Source organism: Inquilinus sp., assembly GCF_057815775.1.
Genome location: NZ_JBYRFX010001114.1, coordinates 1 through 11,017, shown reverse-complemented (window position 1 = coordinate 11,017; position 11,017 = coordinate 1). Strand labels below are relative to the sequence as shown.

10 protein-coding genes are annotated in these 11,017 nt (G+C 65.8%); 1 reads left to right on the top strand and 9 read right to left on the bottom strand.

The genetic code is table 11. The annotated features are described in order from the left end of the window. The 9 genes from AC3XYG_RS39805 to AC3XYG_RS39765 all read right to left on the bottom strand — a co-directional run. A partial coding sequence (locus AC3XYG_RS39805) for an enolase-like domain-containing protein (protein ID WP_489145449.1) occupies nucleotides 1-483 on the bottom strand: 483 nt, incomplete at its 3' end. A 5-nt stretch (nucleotides 484-488) separates the two neighbouring features. Further along, complete coding sequence (gene manD / locus AC3XYG_RS39800) at nucleotides 489-1,700, bottom strand: D-mannonate dehydratase ManD (protein ID WP_489145448.1); 1,212 nt, start codon at nucleotides 1,698-1,700, stop codon at nucleotides 489-491. Between the two features lie 45 nt (nucleotides 1,701-1,745). After that, nucleotides 1,746-2,609 carry an NAD-dependent epimerase/dehydratase family protein gene (locus AC3XYG_RS39795; protein WP_489145447.1) on the bottom strand — a complete coding sequence of 288 codons (864 nt, stop codon included), beginning with the start codon at nucleotides 2,607-2,609 and terminating at the stop codon, nucleotides 1,746-1,748. A gap of 10 nt (nucleotides 2,610-2,619) precedes the next feature. Then, nucleotides 2,620-3,582, bottom strand: coding sequence for a mannonate dehydratase (locus AC3XYG_RS39790; RefSeq protein WP_489145446.1), 963 nt, complete (start codon nucleotides 3,580-3,582; stop codon nucleotides 2,620-2,622). A 48-nt stretch (nucleotides 3,583-3,630) separates the two neighbouring features. Beyond that, a complete protein-coding gene (locus AC3XYG_RS39785; protein ID WP_489145445.1) occupies nucleotides 3,631-4,635 on the bottom strand; it encodes an ABC transporter ATP-binding protein in 1,005 nt (334 codons plus the stop codon). 1 nt (nucleotide 4,636) lies between these two features. Continuing rightward, the gene (locus tag AC3XYG_RS39780) at nucleotides 4,637-5,671 is read right to left on the bottom strand and encodes an ABC transporter ATP-binding protein (RefSeq protein WP_489145444.1); all 1,035 of its coding nucleotides are present in this window, start codon (nucleotides 5,669-5,671) and stop codon (nucleotides 4,637-4,639) included. 5 nt (nucleotides 5,672-5,676) lie between these two features. Further along, on the bottom strand, nucleotides 5,677-6,585 hold the full coding sequence (locus tag AC3XYG_RS39775; RefSeq protein ID WP_489145443.1) for an ABC transporter permease: 909 nt from the start codon (nucleotides 6,583-6,585) through the stop codon (nucleotides 5,677-5,679). Nucleotides 6,586-6,597: 12 nt separating this feature from the next. Further along, nucleotides 6,598-7,596 (bottom strand): ABC transporter permease, encoded by a 999-nt coding sequence (locus AC3XYG_RS39770; RefSeq protein ID WP_489145442.1) that lies wholly within the window; start codon nucleotides 7,594-7,596, stop codon nucleotides 6,598-6,600. Between the two features lie 79 nt (nucleotides 7,597-7,675). Next, nucleotides 7,676-9,481: an ABC transporter substrate-binding protein gene (locus AC3XYG_RS39765; protein ID WP_489145441.1), complete on the bottom strand. Its 1,806-nt coding sequence runs from the start codon at nucleotides 9,479-9,481 to the stop codon at nucleotides 7,676-7,678. 350 nt (nucleotides 9,482-9,831) lie between these two features. On the opposite strand from AC3XYG_RS39765, the gene AC3XYG_RS39760 reads away from it, so the two are divergent. Continuing rightward, nucleotides 9,832-10,878 (top strand): mannonate dehydratase, encoded by a 1,047-nt coding sequence (locus AC3XYG_RS39760; RefSeq protein ID WP_489145440.1) that lies wholly within the window; start codon nucleotides 9,832-9,834, stop codon nucleotides 10,876-10,878. Nucleotides 10,879-11,017: the final 139 nt, after the last annotated feature.

Sequence of the window (11,017 nt, the reverse complement as noted above, 5' to 3'; positions counted from 1 at the left end):
CGGCTCGTAGATCTCACCGCCCCGGTGACCGGAGGGCGACAGGCGCATCGCCGCCCAACCGGCCGCCATCAGCGCCTTCGCCTGCTCGATCATCTCTTCGCCCGGCGGGGCCGAGGTGGTGGCGAAGGTCGGGATCCGGTCCCGCTGCTTGCCGCCGAGAAGCTGGTAGACCGGCACGCCGAGCGCCTTGACGAGGATGTCGTACAGCGCGATGTCGATCGCCGAGATCGCCGCCTGCAGCACGCGGCCGCCTTCGAAATACTGGCTGCGATACATCTCTTGCCACAGCGCGCCGATCCGCAGCGGATCGCGGCCGATCAGGAATTCGCGGTAGTGCTCGATGGCACCGACCACCGCCTTCTCCCGGCCGGAGAGGCCGCTTTCGCCCCACCCGGACAAGCCTTCATCGGTCTCGACCTTGACGATGAGCTGGTTGCGGGTGCCGACCCAGACGGGATAGGCGCGGATGGCTGTGATTTTCATGCCGGTCACCAGTGCCACAGCGTGCCGTCCTCCAGCCGGTTCACCGGCAGGTAGGCGCGTTGATACGGATGTTTCGACGCCAGCGCCTCGTCGATGTCGACGCCATGGCCCGGCGCCTCGCCGGGGTGGATGTAGCCGCCCTCCTGCTGCCAGGAATGCGGGAAGACCTCATGCATCAGCGGCGTGTAGCCGGAGAATTCCTGGATGCCGAAATTCGGCACCCAGAGGTCGATATGGGCGTTGACGCCCATCGCCACCGGCGAGACGTCCATCGGCCCGTGGCAGGCGGTGCGGATGTGATAGACCGAGGCGAAGTCGAAGATCCGCCGCAGCCCGGTCACGCCGCCGGCATGGACCGAGGTGACGCGGATGTAGTCGATCAGCTGCTCCTCCATCAGCAGCCGCGCATCCCAGATGGTGTTGAAGATCTCGCCCAGCGCGATCGGCGTCGTGGTGTGCTGGCGGATCAGGCGATACCCCTCCTGCAGCTCAGCCGGCACCGGGTCCTCCAGCCAGAACAGCCGGAACGGCTCCAGGTCCTTGCCCAGCCGCGCCGCCTCGATCGGCGTCAGGCGGTGATGCGTGTCGTGCAGCAGGTGCAGGTCGTCGCCATAGACATCCCGCAGCCGGGTGAACAGCTTCGGGATGTGGGTCATGTATTTGGAGGTCGACCACACCTCCTCATGCGGGAGGGCCTCGACCATGCCGCCCCGGTCCTGCTTGGCCCCCTTGCCGGTGCCGTAGATCGCGGGCAGCCCCGGGATGCCGACCTGGGCGCGGATGGCGACATGACCCTCGTCGCGCTTCTTGCCGACGGCGTCGACCGCCTCCTCGATGCTCATGCCCTGGGCATGCGAATAGACCATCGCCCTCTGCCGCGAAGCGCCGCCGAGCAGCTGGTACAGTGGCATGTTGGCCGCCTTGGCCTTGATGTCCCACAGCGCCATGTCGACGGCCGAGATCGCCGCCATGGTGATCGGGCCACGCCGCCAATAGGCGCCGCGGTAGAGATACTGCCAGATGTCCTCGATCTGCCGGGGATCGCGCCCGATCAGCAGCGGCGCGACATGGTCCTGCAGGTAGCTGACCACCGCGAGTTCGCGCCCGTTCACGGTGCCGTCGCCGACGCCGTACAGGCCTTCATCGGTGACGATCTTGACGGTGACGAAGTTCCGCCCGGGCGAGCAGACGATGACTTTGACGTCCTGGATCTTCATGGGAGCCCCTTGTCTGAAACGGGTCGCGGCCGCGCAGGCGGCCCCTCAGTCGGGATCGTGGCGCCAGCCGAGCATCCGTTCGGCCTTGGCGGATGAGAAGAAGCTGCTGAAGCCGCCGAGGTCGCCGCGGATCGGCACGTCCGGGAAGAAGCGGGCGGCGAGATCCCGGCTCGGCACGTCCATCACCGTATCCGGCGCGACGATGTAGAACGCCTCATGGCCCTTAAACGGCGCGTCGAGCGCCAGCAGGCAGGCCCGCGACGCCGCGTCGTAGAGGGTGTAGGCCCACAGGTGCCTGGACGCCGCCTTGGTCTCGAAGCCGAAGACGGACGCGGCATGGGCACGTGCATCCGTCACCAGGTGGAAGCGCAGGCTGGCGATCCGCAGGCGGCTGTAGCGGCGGGCGAAAGTATCTGCCTGCTGCTCGCAGATCCATTTCGACAGCCCATAGGGCTCTTCGGTGTAATTCGGGTGCGCCTCATCCAGCGGCAGGTAGTCGAAATGCGCCTCCCGGCTGAAGGACAGGCCGATCGCGTTGACGCTGGAGGCTTGCACGATCCGGGTGATGCCGACCTCGACCGCGGCGCGCAGCGCGTTGTAGCTGCCGGTGACATTGTTGTTGTGGACGATGTGGTCGGGGTGGTGCCCCGGCGAGGGAATGGCCGCCATGTGGATCAGGGCGTCGCAGCCGCGGAAGGCGTCGACCAGCGCGTCGTAGTCGCCGATATCGGCCTGGACGAAGCGGAAGTTCTCCTGGTCCTTCGCGTCCACCGGCACGGCGCGGTCGATGCTGACGATGCGGTGGCCGCGGCGCAGGGCCTCGGTTGCGATGGCGCTGCCGATCCGGCCGCTGCCGCCGGTCAGCGCAATGGTCCTGGTCTTCGACCGGGGTGTCTTGGTTGTGGTCATCGAGGTCTCGTCACGAAGCGTAGACGGCCTGATGCAGGCCGCGGATGTAGCCGATGGCGTAGAGCCGCCCGAAGGCGGAGTAGCCGGCATGCGCGTTGCTGTCGCCCTCGACCGTCGGCACATGGTCGGGCCGCAGCACGCCGTCGAAGCCGATGTCGCGATAGGCGCGCATGCAGGCCAGCATGTCGGTCTTGCCAGCGTCGTGCCATGTCTCCCGGAACGCCTCCGGCGTCCCCTGCACGTCGCGGAAATGGACGAAGGAAATGGCCTTGCCGAAGCCGCGGATGGCGCCGGGCAGGTCGTCGGTCATCAGGGTGAAATTGCCCTGGCACAACGTGATCGTGTTCATCGGGCTCGGCACCGTCTCGACCAGGCGCCGGTAATTGTCGATGCTGCGCATGATCCGGCCGACGCCGCGGATCGGCGACAGCGGCGGATCGTCCGGGTGCATCGAGATCTTCACCCCGGCCTTCTCGGCGACCGGCAGCACCTTCTTCAGGAAGTATTCGAGGTTGATCCAGAGCTCGTCCTCGCCGATCGGCGGGTTGCTGGTCAGGTCCGCGGGCACGTCGGCGATGTCGAAGCTGGTGACCACCGAGCCGCCGCGCGAGGGCGTCGCCAGGTTGGTGCGCACCCAGTTGAAGTCGGTCATCCACTCGTAGCACCAGACCGGGATGCCGAGCCGGCCCATGCTCTCCAGCAGCGTGCAGACGGTCGCGATCTCCTCATCGCGCCCCGGCAGGCCGCGCTTCGCCTGGTTCAGCGGCGGCCGGGCCTCGATCACCTTCAGGGTGAAGCCGGCCTCCTCGTAGCGCTGCTTCAGGCGCTGCAACGGCCCGAAATCCCACGGCGCCTCGCCCTGCAGCAGATCGTCGGGCGCAAGGCCACCGACCGCAAGGTCCACCCCGGCCTGCCGCGCCAGTTTCCAGACAGGCGTCGGCGTGGGGCTGATGAATTCGGCGATTTCGAGCATGGTCGTGAGGATCCCGGAGAGAGGCTGAGAGGGAACGGTGGTCGATGGTCAGGCGGGCAGCAGCTCCGACAGCTGCTCCTGCGCCACCTGCGGCTGCCGGTCGTAGAGGAAACATGAGGCGGTCTGGCGATCGCCGATCCGGAACAGCGGCGGCTCCGCCCCGCACACCGCCATCGCCCGCGGGCAACGGGGCCGGAAGCGGCAGCCGTCGGTGCCGATCGCGGCGTCGCGCGCCTGGATCGGCTGGGCGCCCCAGCGCTGGTCGAGATTGGGCCAGGGGATCGAATCCACCAGCAGCTGGGTGTAGGGATGCTGGGGGTCCTTGATCACCTGGTCGACGTCCCCCGCCTCCATCACCGCGCCGCGATAGAGCACGATGATCGACTTGGCGATGTGATAGGCGGTGGTGAGGTCATGCGTGACGTGGATGATCGACACGCCATGGTCGCGCTGCAGGTTGCGCAGCGTCTCCAGAATGGTGGCGCGGAGCGATGCGTCGACCATCGACACCGGCTCGTCGGCGATCAGCAGCCGCGGCTTCAGCAGCAGGGCGCGGGCGACATTGATACGCTGGCGCTGCCCACCGGACAGCTGGTGCGGGAAGCGCCCGAGGATGTCTTCCGGCCGCAGCCCGACGGCGGTCAGCGCCTCCTCCATCTTGGCCCGCGCCTCGAGCTTCGATTTTGCCAGACGGAATTTCCGGATCGGCACAACAAGCAGGTGGTCGACCGTGTAGAACGGGTTGAAGACGGCGAAGGGGTCCTGGAACACCGCCTGCACCTCGCGGCGATAGGCCATCTTCTCCTTGCCATGCAGGGTCGCGACATCCTTGCCGCGATAGATGATCCGGCCGGTCGACGGCGCGATGAAGCCGAGCAGCAGCATGGCCAGCGTGGTCTTGCCGCTGCCGCTTTCGCCGGCCACGGTCAGGATGGTCGGCTCGTCCTCCTTGAGCGTCAGCGAGATGTTGCGCAGCGCCACCGTGGTCTGCGCGTTGACCAGCCCGCGCGTATAGGTCTTCGAGACGTCTTCGAGCCGCAGCAGATCGGCCATCTCAGGCGTCCCCATCATAGAGGTGGCAGGTCACGCCGCGGCCGCCGGCCAGGACGCGCTGCTCGGGCCGCTTCGTGCTGCAGACCGCCATGGCCCTGTCGCAGCGCGGGTGGAAGGCGCAGCCGCCGGGCAGCCGCAGCAGCGACGGCGCCAGGCCGGGGATGCCACGGAAGACGCCCTTGTTGTCGAGGCTCGGCAGGCTCTCGATCAGCGCCCGGGAATAGGGGTGCTTCGGGTCCGTGAACATCTCGCGGACGGTGCTGACTTCGACCAGCCGCCCGGCATACATCACCGCGACCTTGTCGACGAACTGCGCCATCAGGCCCATGTCGTGGCCGATCAGGATGACCGCGACATCGATCGCCTTTCGCACGTTGTCGATCGTCTCCATCACCTGGCGCTGGGTCACGACGTCGAGCGCGCTGGTCGGCTCATCGGCAATGATGACGTGCGGGTCGAGCAGGATGCCGATGGCGATGCAGACGCGCTGCTTCATGCCGCCCGACAGCTCATGGGCAAACATGCGGAAGACGCCGGCATCGAGATCGACCGATTGCAGCGCCCGCCGGCAGCGCGCCTGGATGGCGGCGCGGGATTCAGCCGGCAGATGCGACTTCACCGCATCGATCATCTGGGCCCCGATCCGCATCACCGGGTTGAGCGAATTCATCGCGCCCTGCGGGATATAGGCGATCCGGGACAGGCGCGCCTGGCGCATGCCTTCGGCGTCGAGCGCCATCAGGTCGGCGCCGCCAACGATCACAGCACCACCCTCGATCCGGCCCGGCGGCTTGATCATCCGCGTCATGGCCAGCGCCAGGGTGCTCTTGCCCGAGCCGCTTTCGCCGACCATGCCCAGCTTCTCGCCGGCCCTCAGCGTGAAACTGACATCGTCGAGCGCCTTGGCGCGGCCGGAATCCGTGTAGTAGGTCACTTCGAGGTTTCGCACTTCGAGGACCGGGCCGGCCTGCACCGCCGCGATGGGCTGGTTCATGCCCCCTGCCCGCTCCCGGGTCGGCGCAAGCGTCATGGTCATCGTCCTCACTCCGACCTGCGCACGCGGGGATTGGCCAGCTCGTCGAGCCCCATATTGATCAGGGCGAGCGACCCGAGGATCAGGATCATCGCGATCGACGGGATGATCGGCCACCACCACCAGCCGTTGAAGAAGGCGCCCTGCGACTGCGCCGCCCAGATGATGTTGCCCAGCAGCGGCTCACGCAGCGGCCCGAGCCCGAGCACGGCGAGGTAGAAGGCGGCGAACACGGCCGAGAACACCTGGGCGACGAAGGCCGCGGCGATGAAGGGCAGCAGGCAGGGCAGGATCTCCTTGAAGATGATGCCGAAATCGCCGACGCCCGACAGCTTCGCCACGGCGACGAACTGCCGTTCCTTCATCGTCAGCACCTGGGCGCGGATGACCAGGGTCGGCCCCATCCAGGCCAGCAGCACCACGATCATCGCCATGGTGACGATGGTGACGTCGCGCTTGTCGAGCGATCCGGCGATCACGACCTGGATCAGCAGCACCGGGATCGGCGCCAGGATCTGGCAGATCGTCCGGATCACGGCATCGGTCCAGCCGCCGAAATAGGCGGCGATGAAGCCGAGCACGACGCCGATCAGCGTGCCGAGGCCGCCGGCGACGAAGCCGATGAAGGCCGTCTGCCACATGCCCAGCACCATGGCGGCGAACAGATCGCGGCCGAAGAAATCGGTGCCGAACGGATATCTCAGGCTCGGCGGCTTCTTCACCGCCACCGACAGCGGATAGGCATCCTTCGGGTTGATCGTGAGCAGGCCGATGATGGTGAAGGCCACGAGGCCGAGCAGGATCGCGACGCCGAGGGCCAGCCCCTTGTTGCGCCGCAGATAGCGCAGCATCAGGACCAGGCTGCCGGGGCGTTCGATCCGGCGCTCGGCGGGCGGTGAGAGGGTGGCGATCGACATGTCTCTCCCTCCTCACGAACTGCGGACGCGGGGATCGAGCAGCGGGTAGAGGAATTCGACCACCGTCATCAGCACCGCCACGGCGATGGTGATGAACAGGACAATGCCGTAGATGGTCGGGAAGTCGTTCGCGCGGATCGAGAGATTGAGCATGCTGCCGATGCCCGGCAGGCCGAACAGCCCCTCGACGATGATGGCCGAGGTGACCATGGTGCCGAGCGCAAGGGCGAGGCCCGTCACCTGCGGCAGCAGCGCGTTGCGGAGATAGTAGTCGCGGAAGATCCGGCCGCCGGTCAGGCCCTTGTGCTCGGCGAAGGTCACATAATCCTCGCCCTGGATGGTGATGCCCATGCCACGCATCGACAGCACCCAGCCGCCGACCGAGCCGAAGATCAGGGCCAACGCCGGCAGCACCTGATGCTGCAGCAGGTCGAGGATGAAGTCGAGGGTGAAGGTCGGCACCACCCCGGCCGAATAGGCGCCGCCGAGCGGCAGCCATTTCAGCCGGAAGCCGATAAAGAACAGCAGCAGGATGCCCATGATCACCGGCGGCACGCCGGTCAGCAGGATGAAGGGCGTCGCGAAAGCCCGGAGCCAATGCGGCGCGCGCGGCCAGGCGGCGACGGCGCCGAGCAGATTGCCGATGATGAAGCTGAGGATCGTCGTGACCAGCAGCAGGCCGATGGTCCAGGGCAGCGATTGCGCGATCAGCTCGGCCACGGTCGACGGATAGCGGTACAGCGAGTAGCCGAAATCCATCCGCAGGATGTTGCCGAGATAGGTCCAGTACTGGTGGTACAGCGGCTGGTCGAGCCCGAATTGCTGCTGCATCGAGGCGATGATCTTTTCGAGATCCGCCGGCGAGAAACCGCCGGTGCGCGCCAGCTCGCCGAACCGTTCGCGCAGCGCATTGCGGCTCGACAGGCGCGGAATGAAGAACACGATGGTCGAGGCGGCCCAGACCACCAGGACGAGGAACAGCAGACGGCGGATGACGAGCTTTACAGTCACTGGAGAAATCCTGGTGTCTGTTGCCGTTCAGGGGGGGCGCGCCGGCGGCGCGCACCTGTCTCAATCGAACGATCGGGCGTTACTTGGCGCCCGACGGCTGCAGCGTCGCGATCACCAGCAGGCCGGTGTGGGCCCAGAACGCGCCATTGGTGCCGGTGGCGATGTTCGTGGAACTCGGCCAGCCCTTCCAATAGTGGTTGTTGTACGGGATCCGGTGCAGCCACTGGATGACAGGCACGTCGATCACATCGCGCCAGTAGATGCCGAGAGCCTTGGCCGCCCCCTCCTGGAACTTCGGATCGCTGGAATCGAGCGGCGAAATCTCGTCGAGGATCTTGTCGTATTCGGCGTTCTTGTAGCGCGAGAAGCGGTTGGCGCCCCCCGCCGACCCGTTCGCGTTGCTGTATTTGCCGTGATAGAGATTCAGCGCCTCGAACGCATCGTAGAGGCTGGCACCGTGGCCGAAGAGATAGAGGCCGGCCTTGCCGTCGACCATGTTCTGGAAGGCATCGGTGCCGAAATTGACATTCGCATCGAAGCCGCCTTGGCGCAGCATCTCCGCCAGGATCGGGGCGATGTCGCCATGGATGGTCTCGAAGGCCTGGATGGTGGCGTCGAAGGTCTTGCCGTCCTTCTCCCACAGGCCGTCGTCATTCTTGGTGAAGCCGGCCTCGGTCATCAGCTTCGCACTCTCATCGAGGTCGAACTTGCCGGGCTGGTACTTCGCCTCTTCGGCCTTCACCGCGTCGGTTTCTGCGAATTTCTGCAGGTTCGGGTAGAGCGGGAACGGATAGATTGTCGCGATCTTGGCGCCGTCATACAGCACCTCGTTGATGCGATCGCGGTCGATGGCAAGGCTGATCGCCTTGCGGACCCGCACATCGCTGTAGGGCGCGAGCTGGGTGTTCATCCACAATGAGTTCGGCCACCAGTCGAGATAGCCATAGGGCGATTCCGTGCCCGTCCAGGACTGGATCTCCTTGTTCTGCTCCAGGATGTTGCCGATCACCTGGGCCCGCATATCGACCGAGGAATCGAACTCGTTGTTCACCAGCCGCTGGGCCACCGTATCGATCGGCTGGTTCAGCACGTTGACGATGACGACACGCTTCACCGCCGGCTGGCCGATCCGCCCCGCCTTCACCGCCCACCAGTCCGGGCGCAAATCCATGATCTTCTGGTTGGCGTTCCAGGCGATGACGTCGTAGGGGCCGGAATGGGGGATCTGGTCGAGGCCCACGGCCGCCGTCGGGTTCGGCTGGGCGGATTCCCAGTCCGCCTGCACGATCGGCAGGCCGGTGTCGAACTTCTCGGTCAGCACCTCGAATTTGAAGCGCGGCGCCGGCTGCTTGAATTTGACCTCGACGGTCAGGTCGTCCTTGGCGCTGACGCTGTCGACGAATTGCTGGAAATGCGCGTGATAGGGCAGCGATTCATACTTCATCTGCCCTTCGAAGGTGTAGACCACATCCTTCGAGGTGACCGGCTTGCCATCGCTCCATTTGGCATCCTTGTTGATCTTGATTTCGAGCGATGTGAAGTCCGGCGAGTAGTCCATGCTGTCGGCCAGCCACGGCACGAATTCGCCCTTGAATATGGCGAAGTACATCAGCGGTTCGAACAGCAGGTTGTTGCCCTCCTGATGCGTATAGCCCGGCAGCACCCAGGGGTTGGTGGTGCCGATCGAGGTGCCGCCCGCGACCCCCCAGCCGAGAACGAGCGTCTGGTTGCGGGGAATGTCCGGCAGCGCGCCCTTGGGCGCGATTTCCTGTGCCGCCGGCAGGCCGGCACTCTGCCCGAACGACGCAGCCGGCGCGATGATCGCGGCCGCGGCGAGCACGAGGCCGGCGAGACCCCGGCCGGCTAGGCGTTTCAGACTGACCATAGGACAGATCTCCTCCCTGTGATTGTCGAATGGTGCAAATGTCGTCTTTGCACCTCTTGGGCGCTCTTCCGGCGCGACGACGCACTGTCCATGCCTTCGCAAAATCAAAAGATCTCGCAACTCGACCGAAAGCACTCGGTCGAACATAGGCACGACAATGCAATGTCCTTTGGTTTCCTGCTTTCCTCCTCCTTCAGCGATATTGCTTATCGCAAAGCAATTCGCATCTTGTATATTTGATTGCAGCCTAGGTCAGTTTCACGACCGGCTCAACCGCCAATAATCGTCCGGCGCCCCTATTTTCGACAGCCGCCTCCGCCGCCACCGAACACATGAGATGGAGAAGACCGATGCCAGCCCCCGCCATGCGCGTTGCCGTGGGCCAATTCCGCGAGCTCACGGACGAAAAGCTTCGATTCGCCGCCCAGATCGGCGTCACCGGCATCCAGATGAACAATCCGGCGCTGCCCGGCGACACGTATTGGAAAGAGGCGGACATCCGCCGGCTGGTCGAGACGGTCGAAGCCGCCGGCCTGGCCTTCGAGGCCATCGAGAACGTCCCGACCCATTTCTACGACAAGGCGATGCTCGGCCTTCCCGGGCGCGACGAGCAGATCGAGAATTACTGCCGGACGCTGCGCCATGTCGGCCGCGCCGGGGTGCCGATCCTCGGGCTGCACTTCATGCCCAATTCCGTCTGGCGCACCGACCGGCAGGCTCCCGGCCGCGGCGGCGCCGGCAACACGCGGTTCGAGATGGCCAGGGTCGAGGGCACGACCAAGGCGGAGTGGCGACGCTTCATGCCGACGACGCTCGGCCGGCCGGATTCGATGCCGGTTTTCGACGAGACGGACGGCATCGTCACCGCCGAGATGATGTGGGCGAACTATACCTATTTCATGGATGCGGTCCTGCCCGTCGCCGAGGAGGCCGGCGTGAAGCTCGCGCTGCATCCCGACGATCCGCCGGTACCGATGCTGGGCGGCGTCGCCCGCATCTTCAAGGACCCGGCGGATTTCAAGCGCGCTTATGCCCGCTATGCCGACAGCCCCTCCTGGGGCCTCGACCTCTGCCTCGGCTGCTGCTCGGAAATGCCCGGCGGCGCGGAGGTTGTGAGGGAGATGATCACGGTCTTCGGACCGAAGGGGTGCATCTTCTACGTCCATTTCCGCGATGTGCAGGGCACGGTGCCGGACTTCACCGAATGCTTCATCGGCGAGGGGAATTTCGATCCCGCCGAGGCCATGACGCTGCTGCGGACAAGCGGCTTCACCGGCTTCCTGCTGGACGACCATGTCCCGCATATGGACGACGACACCGACTGGAGCCATCGGGGTCGCGCCCATGCGATCGGCTACATGCAGGGGCTCCTGCGCGTGGCCGAGCGGGCCGCCTGACGTCGGAGAGGCCTTCTCGACCTGAGAAAGCCGGCTTCGCTCCGCACGAGTCACAGCATCTCCTCCCGAAGCTGGTCCGGTGGTTACTCCACCTTGGTCTTCTGGCCGCGCCGCGCCGCGCGCATCTGCTCGATGATGT